Annotated in this window: 20 protein-coding genes; 11 read left to right on the forward strand and 9 right to left on the reverse strand. The window is 68.3% G+C overall.

Annotated features, from left to right (window positions below; all coding sequences use genetic code 11):
* Window positions 1-95: 95 nt before the first annotated feature.
* From ACFYTQ_RS21080 to ACFYTQ_RS21090, 3 genes are all read left to right on the forward strand, one after another.
* Entirely contained in the window at window positions 96-662 is a 567-nt protein-coding gene (locus ACFYTQ_RS21080) for a hypothetical protein (RefSeq protein ID WP_387363312.1), read from the forward strand.
* Between the two features lie 70 nt (window positions 663-732).
* On the forward strand, window positions 733-2,778 hold the full coding sequence (locus ACFYTQ_RS21085) for a thioredoxin domain-containing protein (protein ID WP_387363315.1): 2,046 nt from the start codon (window positions 733-735) through the stop codon (window positions 2,776-2,778).
* 113 nt (window positions 2,779-2,891) lie between these two features.
* A complete protein-coding gene (locus ACFYTQ_RS21090) occupies window positions 2,892-3,488 on the forward strand; it encodes an LGFP repeat-containing protein (protein WP_387363318.1) in 597 nt (198 codons plus the stop codon).
* Here ACFYTQ_RS21090 and ACFYTQ_RS21095 read toward each other — a convergent pair.
* Window positions 3,472-5,013 (reverse strand): adenylate/guanylate cyclase domain-containing protein, encoded by a 1,542-nt coding sequence (locus tag ACFYTQ_RS21095; protein ID WP_387363321.1) that lies wholly within the window; start codon window positions 5,011-5,013, stop codon window positions 3,472-3,474. The two genes, ACFYTQ_RS21090 and ACFYTQ_RS21095, sit on opposite strands and share 17 nt — an antisense overlap.
* Window positions 5,014-5,044: 31 nt before the next feature.
* Window positions 5,045-5,668: a hemolysin III family protein gene (locus ACFYTQ_RS21100; protein ID WP_387364235.1), complete on the reverse strand. Its 624-nt coding sequence runs from the start codon at window positions 5,666-5,668 to the stop codon at window positions 5,045-5,047.
* Between the two features lie 127 nt (window positions 5,669-5,795).
* On the opposite strand from ACFYTQ_RS21100, the gene ACFYTQ_RS21105 reads away from it, so the two are divergent.
* Both ACFYTQ_RS21105 and ACFYTQ_RS21110 read left to right on the forward strand, forming a co-directional pair.
* Window positions 5,796-6,584: an isoprenyl transferase gene (locus ACFYTQ_RS21105; protein WP_387363324.1), complete on the forward strand. Its 789-nt coding sequence runs from the start codon at window positions 5,796-5,798 to the stop codon at window positions 6,582-6,584.
* Window positions 6,585-6,614: 30 nt separating this feature from the next.
* Window positions 6,615-7,199, forward strand: a complete 585-nt coding sequence (locus ACFYTQ_RS21110; protein WP_387363327.1) for a hypothetical protein — start codon at window positions 6,615-6,617, stop codon at window positions 7,197-7,199.
* A gap of 10 nt (window positions 7,200-7,209) precedes the next feature.
* On the opposite strand, the gene coaA is transcribed toward ACFYTQ_RS21110, so the two are convergent.
* Window positions 7,210-8,142, reverse strand: coding sequence for a type I pantothenate kinase (coaA, locus tag ACFYTQ_RS21115; protein WP_387364238.1), 933 nt, complete (start codon window positions 8,140-8,142; stop codon window positions 7,210-7,212).
* A 177-nt stretch (window positions 8,143-8,319) separates the two neighbouring features.
* Here coaA and ACFYTQ_RS21120 point away from each other — a divergent pair, with 177 nt between their 5' ends.
* Both ACFYTQ_RS21120 and glyA read left to right on the forward strand, forming a co-directional pair.
* Window positions 8,320-9,567: a DUF885 domain-containing protein gene (locus ACFYTQ_RS21120; RefSeq protein WP_387363330.1), complete on the forward strand. Its 1,248-nt coding sequence runs from the start codon at window positions 8,320-8,322 to the stop codon at window positions 9,565-9,567.
* A gap of 52 nt (window positions 9,568-9,619) precedes the next feature.
* Window positions 9,620-10,918: a serine hydroxymethyltransferase gene (glyA, locus tag ACFYTQ_RS21125; RefSeq protein WP_387363333.1), complete on the forward strand. Its 1,299-nt coding sequence runs from the start codon at window positions 9,620-9,622 to the stop codon at window positions 10,916-10,918.
* On the opposite strand, the gene ACFYTQ_RS21130 is transcribed toward glyA, so the two are convergent.
* Both ACFYTQ_RS21130 and ACFYTQ_RS21135 read right to left on the reverse strand, forming a co-directional pair.
* Complete coding sequence (locus ACFYTQ_RS21130) at window positions 10,915-11,871, reverse strand: LLM class F420-dependent oxidoreductase (protein ID WP_387363336.1); 957 nt, start codon at window positions 11,869-11,871, stop codon at window positions 10,915-10,917. The two genes, glyA and ACFYTQ_RS21130, sit on opposite strands and share 4 nt — an antisense overlap.
* An 80-nt stretch (window positions 11,872-11,951) precedes the next feature.
* A complete protein-coding gene (locus ACFYTQ_RS21135) occupies window positions 11,952-12,224 on the reverse strand; it encodes a hypothetical protein (RefSeq protein ID WP_387363339.1) in 273 nt (90 codons plus the stop codon).
* Between the two features lie 452 nt (window positions 12,225-12,676).
* On the opposite strand from ACFYTQ_RS21135, the gene ACFYTQ_RS21140 reads away from it, so the two are divergent.
* The 3 genes from ACFYTQ_RS21140 (at window position 12,677) to ACFYTQ_RS21150 (ending at window position 15,702) form a co-directional block, all read left to right on the forward strand.
* Window positions 12,677-13,957: a PhoH family protein gene (locus tag ACFYTQ_RS21140; protein ID WP_387363342.1), complete on the forward strand. Its 1,281-nt coding sequence runs from the start codon at window positions 12,677-12,679 to the stop codon at window positions 13,955-13,957.
* A gap of 185 nt (window positions 13,958-14,142) precedes the next feature.
* Window positions 14,143-14,733 (forward strand): LGFP repeat-containing protein, encoded by a 591-nt coding sequence (locus ACFYTQ_RS21145; protein WP_387363345.1) that lies wholly within the window; start codon window positions 14,143-14,145, stop codon window positions 14,731-14,733.
* Between the two features lie 111 nt (window positions 14,734-14,844).
* Window positions 14,845-15,702 (forward strand): acyl-ACP desaturase, encoded by an 858-nt coding sequence (locus ACFYTQ_RS21150; protein WP_387363348.1) that lies wholly within the window; start codon window positions 14,845-14,847, stop codon window positions 15,700-15,702.
* A 168-nt stretch (window positions 15,703-15,870) separates the two neighbouring features.
* Here ACFYTQ_RS21150 and ACFYTQ_RS21155 read toward each other — a convergent pair whose 3' ends face one another.
* Both ACFYTQ_RS21155 and ACFYTQ_RS21160 read right to left on the reverse strand, forming a co-directional pair.
* On the reverse strand, window positions 15,871-16,311 hold the full coding sequence (locus ACFYTQ_RS21155) for a limonene-1,2-epoxide hydrolase family protein (protein ID WP_387363351.1): 441 nt from the start codon (window positions 16,309-16,311) through the stop codon (window positions 15,871-15,873).
* A gap of 127 nt (window positions 16,312-16,438) precedes the next feature.
* Window positions 16,439-17,152, reverse strand: a complete 714-nt coding sequence (locus ACFYTQ_RS21160; RefSeq protein WP_387363354.1) for a TetR/AcrR family transcriptional regulator — start codon at window positions 17,150-17,152, stop codon at window positions 16,439-16,441.
* A gap of 96 nt (window positions 17,153-17,248) precedes the next feature.
* On the opposite strand from ACFYTQ_RS21160, the gene ACFYTQ_RS21165 reads away from it, so the two are divergent.
* Window positions 17,249-18,424 (forward strand): FAD-dependent monooxygenase, encoded by a 1,176-nt coding sequence (locus ACFYTQ_RS21165; protein WP_387363357.1) that lies wholly within the window; start codon window positions 17,249-17,251, stop codon window positions 18,422-18,424.
* Between the two features lie 194 nt (window positions 18,425-18,618).
* On the opposite strand, the gene ACFYTQ_RS21170 is transcribed toward ACFYTQ_RS21165, so the two are convergent.
* Both ACFYTQ_RS21170 and glpX read right to left on the reverse strand, forming a co-directional pair.
* Window positions 18,619-20,022, reverse strand: coding sequence for a class II fumarate hydratase (locus tag ACFYTQ_RS21170; protein ID WP_387363360.1), 1,404 nt, complete (start codon window positions 20,020-20,022; stop codon window positions 18,619-18,621).
* A gap of 95 nt (window positions 20,023-20,117) precedes the next feature.
* On the reverse strand, window positions 20,118-21,161 hold the full coding sequence (glpX, locus tag ACFYTQ_RS21175; protein WP_387363363.1) for a class II fructose-bisphosphatase: 1,044 nt from the start codon (window positions 21,159-21,161) through the stop codon (window positions 20,118-20,120).
* Window positions 21,162-21,202 lie beyond the last annotated feature (41 nt).

The raw sequence follows: 21,202 nt of genomic DNA on the forward strand, positions 1-21,202 counted from the left end.
GCGACACTTTTCGATTGACGCTCGGGCGGCGAAGAGATAAGAATGGGTGCCGACCGAGGGGCTGATCAGGTACCAAGATCTCCGGTAGGGGAGTCATGTTCGAAGTATTGGTGGGATTCGGCGTCACAATTATCAGGGCCGTACAGGCGGTGTGGGCGAAGGCGCCCGGTCTATTCAGATTCCTGGTGAAGTCTCCCGCGACGCCCGTCGCGATTCTTTTCCTCGGCATAGTGATAGGTGTTCTGGTCACCCGGGTGAACATGGAACACAGGATCCGGCAGGGCGGTTTGGATCTGAAGTCCTACTGTGGTGAGAAAATGTCGGTAGACGGGGAATCCTGCACCGTCGAAATCAATGAGGCGATACTGACCTCGGCTTGCAACTGGCGCTACCCTGATCAGAAAGACGTGGGTGTCTACACCAGTGGAAGTCCCGACAGCGGTGACTGCCGTGCGCTCGACAGCGGTCGATCACTCGGCGGTATAGACAATCTGGGCGATTACTGCAACAACGCGTATTCTGGTTCCAGACTCCATGTATCAGCGAGTGCGTCGCGCTATTCATGCTCGATGAAGATCGACATGAACAAAGCATGCGGCGAAAAATACCACTACGCCAACCCGAAAGCGATCAAAGAAGACAGCGGCTGGGCCTGCTACTGAGGGCCACGCCCCGGTCGCCTCGCCCCCCGCAACCTGGCCCGAACCCCCCGTCTGTGACAGGCTGGGGCACATGAACCGGCTAGGTCGTGCCACGTCGCCGTACCTTCGTCAGCACGCGGACAACCCGGTGCACTGGCAGGAGTGGACCCCCGCCGCCCTCGCCGAGGCCGCCGAGCGGGACGTCCCCATCCTCCTCTCCGTCGGCTACGCCTCCTGCCACTGGTGCCACGTCATGGCCCACGAGTCCTTCGAGGATCAGGCCACCGCCGACCTGATGAACGAGCACTTCGTCTGCGTCAAGGTCGACCGGGAGGAACGCCCGGATCTCGACGCCATCTACATGTCCGCCACCGTCGCCATGACCGGGCAGGGTGGCTGGCCGATGACGTGTTTTCTCACACCCGCGGGCGAGCCGTTCTACTGCGGGACCTACTACCCGAAGGTGCCGCGTGGCGGGATGCCGTCGTTCGCGCAGGTGTTGACCGCGGTGTCCGAGACGTGGCGCAGCAGGCGGGACGAGGTGGATCAGGCGGCGGGGCAGGTGGCCGAGGCGTTGCGGACGCAGGCGGGTGGGTTGCCGGAGTCCGAGCTCGAGGTGACGCCGGAGTTGTTGCGGCACAGCGTGACCGCGGTGTTGAAGGATGTGGACGCCGAACACGCGGGATTCGGTGGGGCGCCGAAGTTTCCGCCGTCGGCGTTGCTGGCCGCGCTGCTGCGGCACTACGAGCGCACCGGCGTGGAACAGGCGTTGCAGGTGGTCGTGCGGACCGCGGAGGCGATGGCGCGGGGCGGGATCTACGACCAGTTGCGCGGCGGGTTCGCGCGCTACTCCGTCGACGCCGCCTGGGTGGTGCCGCACTTCGAGAAGATGCTCTACGACAACGCGCTGCTGCTGCGGGCCTACGCGCATCTCGCCCGGCGGGTCGCCGACCCGTTCGCGCTGCGCGTCACCGAGGAGACCGCGCAGTTCCTGCTCGACGATCTCGCCACGCCCGAGGGCGGTTTCGCGTCCGCGCTCGACGCCGACACCCGCGTCGAACCGGACGGGCCCGGCGTCGAGGGCGCGACCTACGTGTGGACCCCGGCCGAACTGACCGGCGAACTCGGCCCGATCGACGGCGCGTGGGCGGCCGAGGTGTTCGGCGTCACGACCGCCGGAACCTTCGAACACGGCACCTCGGTGCTCACCCGCTACCACGATCCGGACGACGCCGCCCGCCTGGCGAAGGTGCGAAACACCTTGCGCGAGGCCCGTTCCCGCCGCCCGCAGCCCGAGCGCGACGACAAGGTCGTCACCGCCTGGAACGGCATGGCGGTGACCGCCCTGGCCGAGGCGGGCATCGGCCACGCCCGCCCGGACTGGATCGAGGCCGCCGCCCGCTGCGCGCGATACCTGTTGCGCGAGCACGTCTCCGGCGACCGCGTGGCGCGCGCCTCCCTCGGCGGATCGGTGGGCGCCGCGCCCGGCATCCTCGAGGACTACGCGTGGCTGGCCACCGGCCTGCTCGCGCTCTACCAGGCCACCGCCGACCCGGACTGGCTCGCCCACGCCGAACGCCTGACCGACAGCGCCGCAACCCATTTCGCCGATCCGGACAACCCGGGAGCGTGGTTCGACACCGCCGACGACGCGGAGACCCTGGTGGCCCGTCCCCGCGATCCGCTCGACGGCGCCACCCCCTGCGGCGCGTCCGCCTTCGCCGAGGCCCTGCTCACCGCCTCGGTGCTCAGCGCCCCCGACCGGGCCACGCGCTACCGCGACCTGGCCGAGGCGACCCTCACCCGCGGCGCGCTCGTGCTGGCCCGCGCGCCCCGTTCGGGCGGCCACTGGCTGACCGTGGCGGAGGCGGCCGTGCGCGGTCCCATCCAGATCGCCATCGTGCTGCCCGGCGACGCGTCCGCGACCGAGGCGTCGACCGAAATGCTCGGCGCCGCACGGTGGTTCGCGCCAGGCGGCGCGGTCGTCGTTGTGGGCGAACGGGATTCGGCCCCGCTACTCGCCGACCGGCCCGCCGTGAACGGCCGGCCGTCGGCGTACCTGTGCCACGGATCGGTCTGCGATCTGCCCGTCACCAGCGTCGACGACCTGCGCTCGGGGCTCGTTGCGATTTCATAGCACTTGGGTATGAATACGTGAACCATGCGCCGGAGATGCTTGCCGCGACGTTTTCCGCACGGCAGGATTGCCTCGCCGAGACCGACTCCGATCGCATGAACAGGGGTGACCGCGTGAGCCAGCGCAGACGTGACAACCGCAGATCCGCGCCCGTCCGGCGGGCCGTCGTGACCGGCGTGGCCGCCGCGGCCGCGGTGGTATCGATCACGGCCGGTTCGGCCGCCGCCCGGCCCATCGGCCCGTTCGACGTGGGCGGCGCGATCGAGACCGAGTACGACCGCGCGGGCGGCTTCACCACCTTCGGCAATCCGGTGGGCCCCGAGACCGACGCGGCCCGGGGCGGCAAGTTCCAGGTCTTCGAGAAGAACAACTCGATCTACTGGTCCGTCGGCACCGACGCGCACTACGTCGGCGGCCTGATCCGGGACAAGTGGGCGGCGCTGGGCTGGGAGAACGGCGCGCTCGGCTTCCCGATCACCGACGAGCAGAAGGCGCGCAACGGCGACGGGCGCTACAACCTGTTCGACGGCGGTTCGATCTACTGGTCGCCGCGCACCGGCGCGCACGCGGTGTGGGGCGCGATCCGCGACATCTGGGTCAGCAATGTCGCCGAGGCGGGCCGCTACGGCTACCCCACCAGCGACGAATACGACTACCAGGGCGGTAAGGCGCAGGACTTCCAGGGCGGCCGGATCACCTGGCATCCGTAGGCGCGAGCGTCGCCGAATTCGCCTCGGCCCCATCGGTTTCCGGCACCGCGACGGGCACGTCGGTCCAACATGAGGTGGCCGCGCGCCGCCCGCGCAGCTGAATCGTCTCGTAGTGCACCCATTTCGCGCGTTCGGGCGCGGCGGCGGCGTCGATCACGGCCCGGCTCACCAGGATTCGGCGCGGGACCGATTTCGCCTCGGTGGTCAACCGGGCCGCCTCGTTCACCGCGTCGCCGATCACGGTGTACTCCAGACGGGAATCGGTGCCGACGTCCCCGGCGAACACCAGTCCGCGCGCCACCCCGATCCCGATGTCGAGTTCGCCCTGCGCGAGCACCTCGTCGCGGATGCGTCGCGCCGCCCGCAGCGCGGGAGTCGCGTTGTCGGCCAACGCGATCGGCGCGCCGAAGATGCACAGCGCCGCATCGCCCTCGAACTTGTTGACCAGCCCCTCGTTGTCCTCGGTCGCCGACACCACGGTCGCCAGCAGCCGGTTCAGCTTGGCCACGAACTCGCCCGGCGCGAGTTCGGTGGACAGCGCCACCGACCCCACCACATCGACGAACAGCGCCGTCACCACCCGCACGTCCCCGGTCAGGTCCAGTGAGCCGGACAGCGCGCGCTCGGCGACCTCGGCGCCCACGTGCCGCCCGAACACCTCCCGCATGCGTTCGCGCTCGGACAGATTGGCGGCGAGTTCGTTCACCGAATGCTCCAGGCGGCCGATCTCGCTCGCGCTGCCGACGGGCACCCGCACGTTCAGATCCCCGCGCGAGATCCGATCGAGGGCTTGGCGCAGCATGCGCAGCGGCGCGGCGACCGCGCGGGCGAGCGTCGCCATGGTCAGCGCGCCCACCGCGATGCCGACCACGGACATGTAGAGCGCGGTGCGAATCCGGTCCTCGGGCTGGGTCGTGGGATCGGCGAGCACCACGATCAGCATGAGCAGCGGCATCGCCCCGGCCACCGCCCACGACACGACGAGCCGGTTGAGCACGGTGGAACTCCAGTGCATGGTCCCGCCCAGCACCACCGCCACGATCGGGATCGCGGGTCGGATCAACCGGTCCACGACCAGCAGCGTGAACCCGGCCGATTCGAACGCGCCGAGGGTGAACATCGACCCGATCACGGCCGTGCCCTTGGGCGGCACCACGTGCGCGAACACGGCCGTCGCGATGACGACGCCGGGCAGCCAGATGGCCAGCGCCCGCGCGGTCACCGCGACCGGCACGTTCAGCAGCCGCCGCGCCTCCTCCTCGGTCGGCCGGCGGCCCTGATCGAGCCAGCCGAAGTAGCGGAACCGGTCCCGCACGGCCAGCACGATGCCGATCAGCGCGCCGAGCGCCGGATAGATCGCCGCCTGGCCGATGGCGGTGAGCCAGTCCGGCCCGAACCGGCCCAGGTACCCGCTGAGGAACAGTTCGGTGATGATGACCCCGAGCCCGCCCAGATTGCAGCAGAGCACCACCACCGACAGACCCCACGGCGCGCGCAGCAACCACAGAATCAGCCGCGCGATCATGGCGGTCAGCATAGAGCCCGCCCGTGACGGGTCACAGCAGAACGACCAGCCAGACCGCCACGTAGTGACACAGCGCCGCGACAACCGTTGCGGCATGGAAGAACTCGTGATGACCGAAGGTGTCCGGCCACGGATCGGGCCATTTCGCGGCGTAGAGGATCCCGCCCACGCTGTAGGCGATGCCGCCGACGAGCAGCAGCACCATCGGCGCGACGCCGACATTGTGGGTCATGGTCGCCGCGACCGGCACGATGGCCCACCCCAGCAGCAGATACAGCGGCACCCCGACCCAGCGCGGCGCGGTCGGCCACAGCAGTTTCAACGCGACCCCCGCCAGCGCGCCCGCCCACACGACCGTCAGCAGCACGGTTCCGGTCCGGCCGGGCAGCCCGAGCAGCGCGAAGGGGGTGTAACTGCCCGCGATGAACAGGAAGATCATCGAATGATCGGCCCGCTTCATCCGGATGCGGGTGCGGTCGGAGCGCCACGTGACCCGGTGATAGGTCGCGCTGACCCCGAAGACGCCGCACACGGTGAGCCCGTACACCAGCGTCGACCAGGCCGCGGTCGTCGAGACCGTCGCCGCGGCGCCCACCAGCGCGAACACCGCCAGCGCCGCGATGCCCACGGCATAGGTGTGGATCCAGCCCCGCATCCTCGGCTTCACCGGGATGCCCGCGATCGTCGATTCCGCCAACCCGCTTACCTCCTGAGTAACCTACGGTACCGTAGGTTAACGGTCTCGGCACTGAAACATCGGCACACCACCCGTAGGGCGTAGGGTGACCGCCGTGGAGATTGCTAGTCGGGTGCGTAGTCTGCCCTACCGCATCTACGAAACGCGGCTGTCGAAACAGCTGGCGGGCAAACAACATCCGCGGCACGTGGCGGTGGTCTGCGACGGCAACCGCCGCTGGGCTCGGGAGAACGGTTTCACCGACGTCACACACGGGCATCGGGTCGGCGCGCTCAAGATCGCCGAACTGGTCGACTGGTGTCAGGCCGAGGGCATCGAGATGGTGACGGTCTACTTGCTGTCCACCGAGAACCTCAATCGCGCGCCCGACGAACTCGACACGCTGTTCGAGGTGATCACCGACGTCGTCGAGGAGTTGTCGGCCCCGGAGAAGAACTGGAGCGTGCGCATCGTCGGCTCGCTCGACGGCCTGCCCGGCGAGGTCGCGCGGCGGTTGCAGAAGGCGGCCGACGAGACCCACGGGCGCAACGGCATTCACGTCAACGTCGCCATCGGCTACGGCGGGCGGCAGGAGATCGCCGACGCGGTGCGTTCGCTGGTCCGCCAGGAGATGGCCGCGGGGGAGACCGGCGAGGATCTCGTGCAGTCGATCACGGTCAACGCCATCGGCCAGCACCTCTACACCTCCGGCCAGCCCGATCCGGATCTGGTCATCCGCACCTCCGGCGAGCAGCGGCTGTCCGGCTTCCTGCTGTGGCAGAGCGCGTACTCCGAGATCTGGTTCACCGAGGCGTACTGGCCCGAGTTCCGCCGGGTCGACTTCCTGCGAGCGTTGCGCGATTACGCCGCGCGGCACCGCCGTTACGGCGTCTGACGACGCCGCTTCTTCGCGTACCGTCGGTATATGACCGACAGTCGTGCCGCAGCGCCGCGGCCGCCGTCCTACATCAGCTACGAGGACTTCGGTCGGCGCTTTCTGGAATACGCCGCCTCCGCGGAGCGGATCGCCGGCGCCTTCGGCGAATTGACCGGCGCCGCATTCGATTTCGGGCCGATCGGCGCCGGGCCGGGCAAACTCGCCAAGGTCACCGCGCGGGTGCGACTGGGGGAGCCGAGGCTGCGCCGGCGGCTCGGCCAGCACATCGAATTCGATCTGGCCATCCCGCTGAACCTGGACCTGACCCTCGATCTGGCCGTGGACCGGGAGCACTACGACGTCTCCGGACACATCCGCCTCCACCTCACCGTGCGCACCGCCGAACCGCTGCGGGTGGTCATCGATATCGCCGAACCGCGGCCCGGCGACGTGCGCATCGACGTCGACACCGACACCCGCCGCGCGCAGATCGTGCGCATCATCGCCGGGGTGGACCACGAGATCCGCCGCTTCATTGCCCGCTACGTCGCGAACGAGATCCGCAAGCCGCACATCGCCGCCGCGCGCGATATCGATGTGGCGTCGCGGCTGGACGCGGCCTGGAAGCTCTGAGCCGCCGGATTCACAACTTGCGCAAGCGAATTCGATTGATGCTGTGATCGGAGTCCTTGCGCAGCACCAGGGTCGCCCGGGGCCGGGTGGGCAGGATGTTCTCGACCAGATTGGGCCGGTTGGTGGAGTTCCAGATCTCCGCGGCCGCGATCGTGGCCTCTTTGTCGGTGAACTTCGAATAGTGGTGGAAGTGCGAGGCCGGATCCGCGAAGGCGGTCTGGCGCAGGGTGAGAAAGCGATCGATGTACCAGTGCTCGATGTCCTCGATGCGGGCGTCGACGTAGATGGAGAAATCGAACAGGTCCGAGACCATCAGCCGCGGGCCCGTCTGCAGCACGTTCAGGCCCTCCATGATGAGGATGTCGGGCTGGCGCACGCAATGCGTCTCGCCCGGCACGATGTCGTAGCGGATGTGCGAATACACCGGCGCGCACACCTCCGGCGCACCGGATTTCACCTCGGTGACGAAACGCAGCAGTTTGCGCCGGTCGTAACTCTCCGGAAAACCCTTGCGATGCATGATGCCGCGGCGCGTGAGTTCGGCTGTGGGATAAAGGAATCCGTCGGTGGTGACCAGATCCACCCGGGGATGATGCTCCCAGCGTGCCAGCAATGCCTGAAGCACGCGCGCGGTCGTGGATTTGCCGACCGCGACGCTGCCCGCGATGCCGATGACGAACGGCACCTGATGATCCGGATGGGTCTCCCCGAGAAATGTCGCCGTCGCCGCGAACAGCCGCTGCCGCGCCGCGACCTGCAGGTGGATCAGTCGCGCCAGCGGCAGATAGACCTCGGCGACCTCCTCGAGATCGATCTGCTCGCCCAGGCCGCGCAGCCCGATCAGTTCTTCCTCGGTGAGCACCAGCGGAGTCGATTTCCGCAGCGTGCGCCACTGCTCCCGATCGAATTCCACATAGGGACTCGGTTCGCTCATCCGCCCCACGACGCACACCCCCGGTTCGATGAGCACGGTGCCCCGGCAGACGGTCCTCGCATAGCCGAATTCTCCTCACGCCCCTTTCCATGCTGTACGCCGGGTGTGACTACTCACGAGTAACAACGGGTGAGATAAATCTCCCCGAATACCTCTTGCCTCCGCCCTCCCCGCTATCGTCGATTCATGCAAGCGCATCCGCTCGTGAGCGAATATCTGCGCCTGGGGCTGGCTTTCGACCGGCTCGAGGAAGGCTTCGTGGACGCCTACACCGGCGATCCCGCGCTGCGCTGGTCGGTCGAGAACGCGCCCCGCCCCGAACCGCGCGAATTGGCAACGCGCGCAGCCGATCTGCGCGCGCAGCTGGCCGATGCGAGCCTGCCCGCGCAACGCACCGAATTCCTCGACGCGCACCTGCGCGCCCTGGAATGCTCGGCCCGCAAGTTCGCGGGCGAGGACATCGCGTTCGTCGACGAGGTGCGCGCCTACTTCGACGTCGATATCGCCCCCGGCGATCTCGACGACTACCGCGCGGCCCATCGGCGGATCGAGGAGGTCCTGCCCGGCGCGGGCCCGCTGCGCGACCGGGTCGTCGCCTATCGCAAGGCCGACGAGATCCCGCCCGAGCGCCTGCGCGAATGCGTCGCGGCGTTCTCGGGCGCGCTGCGCGAACTGGTCCGGGCGCGCTACCCGCTGCCCGAACACGAGCGGGTGGACTACGAGGTCGTCGGCGACAAGCCGTGGTCGGGCTTCAACTACTACCTGGGCAACTTCCGCTCCCGGGTGGCGATCAACTCCGACCTGAAACAGCACATGGCCCACCTGCCCGCCCTCATCGCCCACGAGGCGTATCCGGGCCACCACACCGAACACTGCCGCAAGGAGTCCGGACTCGTCGCCGCGGGCCAGGACGAGCAGACCCTCTTCGTGGTCAACACGCCCCAGTGCCTGATGGCCGAGGGCCTCGCCGACCTCGCGCTGAAGTCCATCGTCGGCCCCGACTGGGGACTGTGGGCCCAGGAGATCTACGCCGATCTCGGCCTGCGCTTCGACGGCGAACGCGCCCAACGCTTTTCGAGCGCCTCGGCCGACCTCCTGACCGTCCGCCAGGACGCCGCCCTGCTCCTGCACGACCGGGGTCGCGACGCCGACGAGGTGGCCGAGTTCCTGCAACGCTGGGGCCTCAACACCGAGGAACGCGCCCGCCAATCCCTGCGCTTCCTCTCCTCCCCGCTGTGGCGCGCCTACATCAGCACCTACGTCGAGGGCTACCGCCTGCTCGGCTCCTGGCTCGACGCGGCCCCCGACCCCGACGACCGAGCCGACCGCTTCCGCCGCCTCCTCGACGAGCCCCTCACCCCGGGAGCCGTCCGCCGCGAACTCGCCGGGCACGAGTCCCACACCACGGGAGCCCTCCGCGGCGAGCACAACTGACGCTCGGGGTCCCGACCCCGACGACGTGCGCGGCGGCAACTAAACTGTGCGGGTGACCCAGACGACCGCCGCCTCTGTCAACTCCCAGTCGCTCGCCGAACTCGATCCCGAGCTGGCCACCGCGATGGCCGGGGAACTCGCCCGCGAACGCGACACCCTCGAGATGATCGCCTCGGAGAACTTCGTGCCGCGCGCGGTGTTGCAGGCGCAGGGCAGCGTGCTGACCAACAAGTACGCCGAGGGTTATCCGGGTCGCCGCTACTACGGCGGCTGCGAGCACGTCGACGTGGTGGAGAACCTGGCGCGCGAGCGGGTCAAGGAGCTGTTCGGGGCCGAATTCGCCAATGTGCAGCCGCATTCGGGGGCGCAGGCCAACGCCGCGGTGCTCATGGCCCTGATGAATCCGGGCGAGAAGCTGCTGGGTCTGGACCTCGCGCACGGCGGCCACCTCACCCACGGGATGCGGCTCAACTTCTCCGGCAAGCTCTACGAGGTGCACGCCTACGGGGTGAGCAAGGAGGACCACCGCGTCGATATGGAGGAGGTCCGCAAGCAGGCCCGTGCCGTGCGGCCCAAGGTCATCGTCGCCGGGTGGTCGGCCTATCCCCGGCACCTGGACTTCGCGGCCTTCCGCGAGATCGCCGACGAGGTCGGCGCCTACCTGTGGGTCGACATGGCGCACTTCGCCGGTCTGGTCGCCGCCGGGCTGCACCCCTCGCCGGTGCCGCACGCCGACGTGGTGTCCTCCACCGTGCACAAGACCCTCGGCGGTCCGCGCTCGGGCGTGATCCTGGCCAAGCAGGAGTTCGCCAAGAAGCTCAACAGCGCGGTGTTCCCCGGCCAGCAGGGCGGCCCGCTCATGCACGCGATCGCGGCCAAGGCCGTGGCGTTCAAGATCGCCGGGACCGACGAGTTCAAGCAGCGTCAGGAGCGCACCCTCGCGGGCGCGAAGATCCTCGCCGAGCGGCTCACCGCCGACGACGTGCGGAACTCCGGCGTCAGCGTCCTCACCGGCGGCACCGACGTGCACCTGGTCCTCGTGGATCTGCGCAACTCCAAACTCGACGGCCAGCAGGGCGAGGATCTGCTGCACGAGATCGGAATCACGGTGAACCGCAACGCCGTTCCGTTCGATCCCCGCCCGCCGATGGTCACCTCCGGCCTGCGCATCGGCACCGCCGCCCTGGCCACCCGCGGCTTCGGCGACCCGGAGTGGACCGAGGTCTCCGACATCATCGCCACCGCGCTCGCGGGCGGCGCCGACTTGGCCGCCCTGCGGGCCCGAGTCGCCAAGCTGGCCAACGACTTTCCGCTCTACCAGGGCCTGGAGGACTGGCGGCTGCTCGGCTAGGCGCTGCCGGCGACCAACGGCCGCAGCGTGTTTCCGGCGAGTTCCAGAATGCCGGGCTCGTGGCCGTTGGCGACCATATTGATGATCACGCCGTCGATGCCGTGGTCGAGCACGCGCCGCTGGATCTGCTCGGCCACCTCCGCGGGCCCGCCGACGAAGTGCCGGTCGGCCTGGGCGCGCTGGGCGTCGGACACATTGGCGTCGTACAGCTTTCGCGCCCGGTCGTTGTCGGTGTCGAGATAGACGAACGCGAGGAAGCTGGTCTCCAGCGTCGCCGGATCGCGATCGACCTCCGCGCAGCGCGCGTGCAGCGCCTCGACCTTGCGCGGCAACTCCGAGGCATCGCAGATGATGTTCAGGTGGTCGGCGAACCGGGCCGCCAGCCCGAACGTCTTCTTCTCCCCGCCACCGCCCAGCATGATCGGCAGATCGTCGCGAATGCGCGGTTCGTTCAACGCCTCCCGGGTGCGGTACCACTTGCCGTCGGCGCTGGGATGCTCCCCGTGCAGCATCGGCCGGATGATCTCCAGCGCCTCGGTCAGCCGCTCGAAACGTTCGGTGAACGTGCCGAATTCGAAGCCGTACCCCTCGTGCTCGAGCTCGAACCAGCCCGCGCCGATGCCGAGCACCGCGCGGCCGCCGCTGACCACGTCCAGCGTGGTGACGGTCTTGGCGAGCAGCGCCGGATTGCGATAGGTGTTGCCGGTCACCAAGGTGGACAACTGGATTCGCTCGGTGGCCGTGGCCAGCGCCCCCAGCGTGGTGTACGCCTCCAGCATCGGCTCGGTCGGCGCGCCCAGCCCCGGCAGCTGATAGAAGTGGTCCATCACGAACGCGGCGTCGAACCCCGCCGCCTCCGCCGCGCGTGCCTGCTCGATCACCGACGGGAACAGCTCCCGCGGCGATCGGGCGTGACTGAAACTCGGCATCTGATAGCCCAGGCGAATGGTCATGCCACGAACGTACTTCAGCCCCGGCGCGACCCGACAGGGAAGGATCGGCCCTGGCAGAATCCGCGCGGGGGGTGTATGGGCTAGGTGTGCTCGGCCAGGTACCCGATGTACAGCGGCCGCAGCGCCTCGCCCACCTCGCCCTCGCCCGCGTGCACGTAGTCGTCCAGCAGCGGCAGCACGTACTTGATGTCGGCCTCGCTCTCGCCGACCTGTCCGGCGGCGGCCTCGGCGGCCGGGATCTGTTTCAGCAGTTGCCACAGGAACTTCACGTCGCCGTGCTTCACGGCGTGCTCGACCGCGCGGTCGTGCAGTTCCTTCGACGAGAGCTGTTCGAGCTGATCCACATCGGCCATGGCACGACTCTAGCGGTTTTCAGCAAACCGCAAGCGCGCGCGGCATCCGGTTTTTCGCGTCCGAACAGGGCGTTAACGGGATCTTCACCGACACGCCCGCTGTCTCGGAGGCCGAGAACGCGAAATCGCAGTAACGTCGTTTGTGCGAGCCGCATAGGTGTGGCTCGTACGGGAGGTCCTGATCGTGACTGAGCAACTCAGTACGAGGGGGCCGGCACCCGGCCTCTGGGTCGTTTGACCCCAGGGCGGACCGGCCCAGCGAGAACGTTCGTGCAGGTGTAGCACGGACACAAAAGGAGCCCACCGTGACTGATGCACGCTCCGTCATCGCTCCCTCGAAAGCCCGCTCTTCCCAGAGTGGAGGCTCCGGAAAGGGAGCCCGCGCCTCGCAGACTGGATCTGCCTCCTCCTCGGATTCTCCGAATACTCCCGATTCCGGCTCGAAGACCTTCGTGATCGACACCTCCGTCCTGCTGTCGGACCCCTGGGCCGTCACGCGCTTCGGGGAACATCATGTGGTGCTGCCGCTCGTGGTGATCAGCGAACTCGAAGCCAAACGTCATCACCACGAACTCGGCTGGTTCGCGCGGGAGGCCCTGCGCATGCTGGACGATCTGCGCATCGCGCACGGCCGCCTGGATCAGCGGGTGCCGATCGGCACGGTCGGCGGCACCTTACAGGTGGAGCTCAACCACACCGATCCGAGTGTGCTGCCGGTCGGATTCCGCACCGACACCAACGATTCCCGCATTCTGGCCTGCGCGCTCAATCTCGCGGCCGAGGGCAACACGGTGGTGTTGGTGTCCAAGGACATTCCGCTGCGGGTCAAGGCCGGTGCGGTGGGTCTGCACGCCGACGAGTACCACGCGCAGGACGTGATCATCTCCGGCTGGTCCGGCATGGCCGAACTCGAGGTGAGCGCCGAGACCGTCGACAAGCTCTACTCGGAGTCGATCATCGATCTCGACGAGGCCCGGGATCTGCCCTGCCACACCGGAATTCGGCTGCTGGGCTCGGGCGCCAGCGCGCTGGCGAGGATCACCCCGGACAAGCGCGTGCAGTTGGTGCGCGGGGATCGGGAGGCGTTCGGCCTGCACGGGCGTTCGGCCGAACAGCGGATCGCGCTGGATCTGCTGCTCGACGAGAGCGTGGGCATCGTCTCGCTCGGCGGTAAGGCGGGCACGGGCAAATCGGCGCTGGCGCTGATGGCGGGTCTGGAAGCCGTGCTGGAGCGGCGATCTCACCGCAAGGTCGTGGTGTTCCGTCCGCTGTACGCGGTCGGCGGGCAGGAGCTGGGTTATCTGCCGGGCACCGAGGCGGAGAAGATGGGGCCGTGGGCGCAGGCCGTCTTCGACACCCTCGAGGGGCTGGCCAGCACCGAGGTGCTCGAGGAGGTGCTCTCGCGCGGGATGCTGGAGGTGTTGCCGCTCACCCACATTCGCGGTCGCTCGCTGCACGACTCGTTCGTGATCGTCGACGAGGCGCAGTCGCTGGAGCGCAATGTGCTGCTCACGGTGCTGAGCCGGCTGGGCAGCGGCTCGCGGGTGGTGCTCACCCACGACGTCGCCCAGCGCGACAATCTGCGGGTGGGCCGGCACGACGGCGTGGCCGCGGTGGTCGAGAAGCTCAAGGGGCACCCGTTGTTCGCGCACATCACGCTGACGCGGAGCGAGCGTTCGCCGATCGCCGCTCTGGTCACCGAGATGCTCGAGGAGTACGGGCCGAATTCCTGAGGCTGGCAAATGCCAGGCGTGTGTTTCTCCTCACAGATCGAGGGTATATTGCGCCGTGTTAGGTGTTCGGCGGGGTTTCTGACGAAGTGCTCTGATTCGCCGGACCTTAGCCGGACAACGGCCTGAGTGGCCGGTGGCGTCGCCCGCGCGGCGCCACCGGCTTCGTCTCCCTCGAGAGGATGGACATGCACCACTTCGCTCGACGTTCGGCTGTTCTCACCATGACCCTCGCCGCCGGCACACTGCTGTTCACCGCGTGCAGCAACGACGACGACAACAACTCCAATTCCAAGGCCTCCGACGCGCTTTCGAGCGCCTCGGCCGCGATGACCAGCGCGGGTTCGGCCATGACGAGCGCCGGTTCGGCGATGAGCAGCGCGGGCTCGGCCATGAGCAGCGCGTCGGCCGACGCCTCGGAGACCAAGATCTCGACCCAGAACGGCGACATCACGGTCTCCGGCAAGATTCTGGCCAAGTACACCGAGATGGGCGGCACCGACGGCCCGCTCAGCCAGCCCACCGGATCCTCGATCAGCGGTCCCGACGGCGGTTCGTGCCAGGAGTTCGTCGGCGGCGCGATCTGCTACAGCGACAACACCGGTCCGCACGTGGTGTGGGGCGAGATCCGCAAGGCGTGGGAGGGCGACGGCGGGGTGAACGGCAAACTCGGCTACCCGACGAGCGACGAGAAGGACATCGCGGGCGGCAAGCAGAGCGACTTCACCGGCGGCACGATCACCTGGGTGAACAACGAGACTCAGGTCACCGAGAAGTAGTCCGGCGCGTCGCGGCCCGGAAACCAGGCGTTTCCGGGCCGCTGCCGTGAAGTTTCAGCGTACTTACGGGTGGCTGCCACATTTTTCCCCGGCGGTCGGTACGTTGTCGGGGTGCAAAGTGTCTTGACCGACCGTGAGCTGCTGGAGAAGCTGGCAGACGAGGTGGAAGTGAATCTGCGCCGGCACGTCGAGGAGGCCGCTGGGTGGCAGCCGCACGACTACGTGCCCTGGGCGGACGGCCGCAACTTCGCCTTCCTCGGCGGAACCGATTGGGAGCCCGACCAATCCGAGCTCGGGGACGTCGCCAGGGTCGCGCTCATCGTGAGCGTCCTCATCGCCGACAACCTCCCCTCCTACCACCGTGAACTCGGCAAGTACCTGCGCACGGGCCACTGGTGGCGCTGGGTGGGCCGCTGGACCGCCGAGGAGAATCGCCACGAGATCCTCATCCGCAACTACCTCATGGTCAGCCGCGCCGTCGACCCCGTCGAACTCGAACGCCTCCGCATGGCCCACATGACCACCGGCTTCCGCCGCCCCGCCCTCCACCTCCTCGACGTCCTGGCCCTGTGCGCCTTCGAGGAATCCGCCGCCGCCGTCCGCCACCGCAACACCGCGGCCCTCAACGAAAACCCTTTGGTCACAGCCATTTCCGAACGCCTGGCCGCCGACGACGAACTCCAGTCCGTCTTCTTCGCCAACCTGGTCGCCGCCGCCCTCGACCTGGCCCCCGACCAAACCGCCCGAGCCATCGCCGACCGCATAACCGACTTCCACGTCCCCGAGGTAACCCTCGCCGACGGCCGCAACAGCACCAAGGTCCTCGCCGAAGCAGGCATCTACGACCCCACCCGCGAACCCGACCTGGTCTTCACCCCGCTGCTCGACCGCTGGAACTTCTTCACCCGCACCGATTTCGGCGAAACCGGCGAAACCGCCCGCGCGGAACTCGCCCACCTGAAGCGCTGACCCGCCGCCCGGTGCGGGGTACCGCACCGGGCCGTTCCCCTTCCGTGGTTGAGGCAACCCAGCCGCACCCTTTATTCGAATCCGCACCCCCTACAAGGCATTACAAGGGGTGCGGATCCCGATAAAGGGTGCGGCTGTGTTCGCTCGGCTTTCGGGAGGGCGGGGAGGTCAGCGGCGGATGGATTTCCACAGGCCCGCGAAGGTGCCGCGGAGGAAGTTCTCCCAGCTGAAGTGGTCGTGCCACAGGGTGATTCGGCCGTCTACGAGTTCGAAGGTGCCGCAGACCCAGAAGCCGACTTCTACCGGGCCGACGCGGAGGTAGTCGGTGCGTTCGGTCAGGACGGTCTGTCCCTCGGCGGTGGGATGTCTCTCGGACTCCACGGCGATGTGGTGCATGTCCACTCGGAATCCGAACGCCTTGCGGCTCAGCCCGCGCAGGATCGACCCCACCCGCCGCGCCCCGCGAACATCCGGCAACGAGGTGTTCTTCCACACCACATCCGGATCCAGCAGCTCCACCGCCTCGCTCACGGCCCCCATCTCCAGCGCGACGAAGAACTCCCGAACCGTCGTAACCGCCCCCTGCTGCAACCCCGGAGTCTCGGACATACCCTCGACTGTAATTCGGCCCCGACCCCACCCGCACCCCTTATCCGAATCCGCACCCCTTCCAGCCCCCTGGAACGGGTGCGGATCCGAATAAAGGGTGCGGCTGGGTTGGTGAACCTGGGGGAACTCAGGGTGAGGGGAGGGCGGCGAGGCCGTCGAGGATTCGGTCTATGCCGAAGGCCAGAGCCTGGTCGCGGGACGACGGGTCGGTGGACTCGGCGAAGGCCGTGAGGGTGTGGGGGTATCGGTCCGCGTGGGTGGCGAGGGTTTCGGCCAGGGCCGTGGCGAGGCCGGATTCGACGTCGATGGTGGGGGAGGCGATGGCCTGCTGGGCGAGGTTGCGCGCGTGGCCGACCAGCAGGACCACAGCGTCGAGCCGCTGAGGGCCGGTGAGGGACGTATCGGCGAGGGCCGCCAGGGCGGTTTCGGTCCAGTCCATCTCGTTCGGACCGAAGGGACGAGCGCCGAGGCTCACCTCCAGGCTCCAAGGATGACGGGACATCCGTTCGAAGATCGTGATCGTCCACAGCCGGAGCCGGGCCCGCCAGAGCTCCTCGCCCGAATCCGCTTGGGATGCAAGTAGTTCCGGCGGCGGCCCCATGGCCACGTCGAGCATCAGCGCGGTCAACTCCGACTTCCCCGGCACATACCGATACAACGCCATCTTCGCGCACCCCAACTTCTCGGCCAGACGCTGCATCGACAGATTCGCCAAACCCTCCGCGTCGGCGAGTTCGATGGCCGCGGCCACGATCCGATCCAGCGACAGCGACGGTTTCGGGCCGCGCCGGGGGCGCTGCTGGTTGCCCCACAGCAGTTCGAGGGTGGTTGGTGCCGACATGGTTTCCATCCTGACGAAGAAGGGCTTGACGTACAAACTGCGTCCAGCATACGCTAAAAAGCGTCCAGCAGACGCAGTTAACCCTCGGAGCCCACCATGCGCAACCAGACCGTCCTCATCTCCGGCGCGAGCATCGCCGGTCCCGCCCTCGCCTACTGGCTGAACCGCTACGGCTACACCGTCACCGTCGTCGAGAAGGCGCCCGCGCTGCGCCCCGGCGGCCAGGCCGTCGACTTCAAGGGCAAGACCCATCTCACGGTGCTCGAACGCATGGGCGTCCTCGACGAGATCCACCGCCACCAGACCGGCCGGACCGACATGATCTACGTCGACGACCGGGGCCGCGAGCGCGCCCGGCTGTCCGGTGAATTCCTCGGCGGCGATGTCGAGATCCTGCGCGGCGACCTCGCCCGCATCCTCTACGAGCGCACCGCCGACGCCTGCGAATACGTCTTCGGCGACGCCGTCACCGCGCTCACCGACACCGACTCCGGCGTCCACGTGGAGTTCCAGCACGCCCCCGCGCGCACCTTCGATCTCGTCATCGGCTGCGACGGCATCCACTCCGGCGTCCGCCGCCTGGCCTTCGGCCCCGAAGCCGACTACGTCCGGCACCTCGGCTACTACTACTGCGTCGCGGGCGCGCCGGGTTGGGGCGCGGATCCCGCTCGGCGGCAACGCAATTCGGCCAACGCCTGGCACGCCCCGGGCCGGATGGCCGTCGAGGGCGGGGCGAAGGCCGCGCAGATGTATCTGTTCGCCTCGGCCGAACTGGACTACGACCGCCGCGACACCGCCGGACAGCGTCGCCTGGTGACCGAACGTTTCGCGGCGATGGGCGGCGGCGTGCCGGACATGCTCGCCGAACTGGACACCCTCGACGACTTCTACCTCGACTCGATCAGCCAGGTCCGCCTCGACGGCCACTACACCCGGGGCCGCGTCGCGCTGGTCGGCGATTCGGCCTACGGCAACACCCTCGGCGGATTCGGCACCGGCCTCGCCGTCGTCGGCGCCTATGTGCTCGCGGGCGAACTGGTCGCCGCCGACGGCGACCACACCGTCGCGTACGCCCGCTACGACGAGATCATGCGCCGCTACGCCAAGATCGCGGGCAACGCGAACGCCGGACGCTTCATGGCCCCGAAGACCGCGCTGGGCATCCGGATGCGCAACTGGTTCCTCGGTTCCCGGGCGTTCAATCTCATGCTGAAGTTCAGCGACGACGCCGCCAACGACATCGAATTGCGCGACTACCCCGCGCTGGTGTGAAACGGGTCACCGATTGCTGCCGATTAACAAGTGTCCGGTAGCAGGAAGGAGTGCCCCATGCTCATGGATGACTTGAGCACGATGCTCACCATTGCCATGAAATGGTTCAACATATTGGTCGACGAGGGCCGGAACATTCTCGGCATGTGACGACCGCGCTGCGCGGGTAGGGGATTCCCTACCCGCGCAGTCGGCTATTTCCGCTCATCCACCTTCGCCATCGACAGCACGTCCAGCCGCCGATCCAACTCCTCCTCCGACAGCTTGTCCCCGATCAGCCCGCGATCGATGACCGTCTGCCGAATGGTCTTACGCTCCTTCAACGCCTCCTTGGCCACCGCCGCCGCCTCCTCGTAACCGATCGCGGAATTCAGCGGGGTCACGATCGAGGGGGAGGATTCGGCCAGGCGACGCAGGCGCTCCACATCGGCCGTCAATCCCTCGACGCACCGGTCGGCGAACAGCCGGGAGACATTGGCCAGCAAGCGAATCGACTCCAGCACATTGCGCGCCATCATCGGAATGTAGACGTTCAGTTCGAATGCCCCGTTACCGCCGCCCCAGGCGATAGCCGCATCGTTGCCGATAACCTGCGCGGCCACCTGCGTAACCGCCTCGGGCAGAACCGGATTCACCTTGCCGGGCATGATCGACGACCCCGGCTGCAAATCCGGGAGCTGAATCTCCGCGAGCCCGGTCAGCGGCCCGGAACCCATCCAGCGAATGTCGTTGGCGATCTTGGTCAGCGAGATCGCGACCGTGCGCAGCGCGCCGGACACCTCGACCAGCCCGTCCCGGGCGGCCTGCGCCTCGAAATGGTCACGCGCCTCGACCAATTCGTCCAAGCCGGTCGACTTGCGCAGTTCGGCAACGACTTTGGCCCCGAACCCGTCGGGCGCGTTGAGCCCGGTGCCGACCGCGGTCCCGCCGATGGGCAGCTCGCCGAGCCGCGGCAGCGTGGCGAGCAGCCGCTCGATGCCCGAACTCACCTGCCGCGTGTAGCCGCCGAACTCCTGACCCAGCGTGACCGGCACGGCGTCCATGAGATGCGTGCGACCGGACTTCACCACCTCGCGCCATTCGATCGACTTGTCCAGCAACCGAAGTCGCAGATGCTCGAGCGCCGGGACGAGGTCCTTGACGACGGCCTCGGTGGCGGCCAGATGGGTGGCGGTGGGGAAGGTGTCGTTGGACGACTGCGACATGTTCACGTCGTCGTTGGGGTGCACGGTCACGCCGTTCGCGGCGGCCAGGCTCGCGATCACCTCGTTGGCGTTCATGTTCGAGCTGGTGCCGGAGCCGGTCTGGAAGACGTCGATGGGGAACTGGTCGTCGTGACGGCCGTCGGCGATCTCGGTCGCGGCGGCGATGATCGCGTCGGCCTTGCCGCCGTCGAGCAGCCCGAGGTCCCGGTTCACGGTGGCACAGGCCGCCTTGAGCAGGCCCAATGCCCGGATCTGAGCGCGCTCCAGGCCGCGGCCGCTGATCGGGAAGTTCTCCACGGCCCGCTGCGTCTGCGCGCGCCACAGCGCGGCTGCCGGAACGCGGACCTCGCCCATCGTGTCGTGTTCGATGCGGTACTGCTGCTCCTCGGTCATGATTTCGACCCTAAGCCCGCGTGCGCCCGAATTGGTCGCTACACCCTGAGGGCTTTCGCACACGCGGGACGGGAACACGCGGACCGCGCATCGGATCAGGGCAGCGGCGGCACCGCGTGCTCGTCGCCGACGAAATCGACCGAGGAGTACTCGCGCAGCTTGGTCAGGCGATGGTAGGCGTCGATCATGCGGACCGTGCCCGACTTCGAGCGCATGACGATCGACTGCGTGTACGCGCCGCCGCCGTAATAGCGCACGCCCTTGAGCAATTCGCCGTCGGTGACGCCGGTGGCGCTGAAGAAGACGTTCTCGCCGGAGACCAGATCCTCGGTCGAGAGGATGCGGTCCAGGTCGTGGCCCGCGTCGATGGCCTTCTGCCGTTCGGCCTCGTCCTTGGGGGCGAGCTTGCCCTGCAACGAACCGCCCAGGCAGCGCATGGCCGCGGCGGCGATGATGCCCTCGGGCGTGCCGCCGATGCCGATCAGCACGTCGGTGCCGGAGTCGGGGCGCGCGCAGGCGATCGCGCCCGCGACATCGCCGTCGGAGATCAATCGGATGCGGGCGCCCGCGTCGCGGACCTCCTGGATGTGCCGCGCGTGCCGCGGCCGGTCCAGGATGCACACGGTCAGATCGGAGACCGACGAGTTCTTGGCCTTGGCGACGCGGCGCAGGTTCTCCGCGATGGGCGCGGACAGGTCGATGACATCGGCCGCCTCCGGGCCGACGGCGATCTTCTCCATGTAGAACACCGCGGACGGATCGAACATCGCGCCGCGCTCGGCCACCGCGAGCACCGAGATCGCGCCCGGCGAGCCCTTCGACATGAGGGTGGTGCCGTCGATCGGGTCGACGGCGAAGTCGACCTCCGGACCGGTGCCGTCGCCGACGAGTTCGCCGTTGTAGAGCATCGGCGCCTCGTCCTTCTCGCCCTCGCCGATCACCACGACACCGCGCATCGACACCGACGCCACGAGCTGACGCATGGCGTCCACCGCCGCGCCGTCGCCGCCCTCCTTGTCGCCCCGGCCGACCCAGCGACCCGCGGCCATCGCTCCGGCCTCGGTCACCCGGACCAGTTCCATCGCGAGGTTGCGGTCGGGGGCCTCGCGGCGGCTGGTCGCGGGCGTGGGTGCCGTCATTACGGTGCCTCCTCAGTTGTGTCCTGCTGGCTGAATTGTCG

The sequence above is a fragment of the Nocardia sp. NPDC004068 genome (genome assembly GCF_042874315.1).
Classification (GTDB): Bacteria; Actinomycetota; Actinomycetes; order Mycobacteriales; family Mycobacteriaceae; genus Nocardia.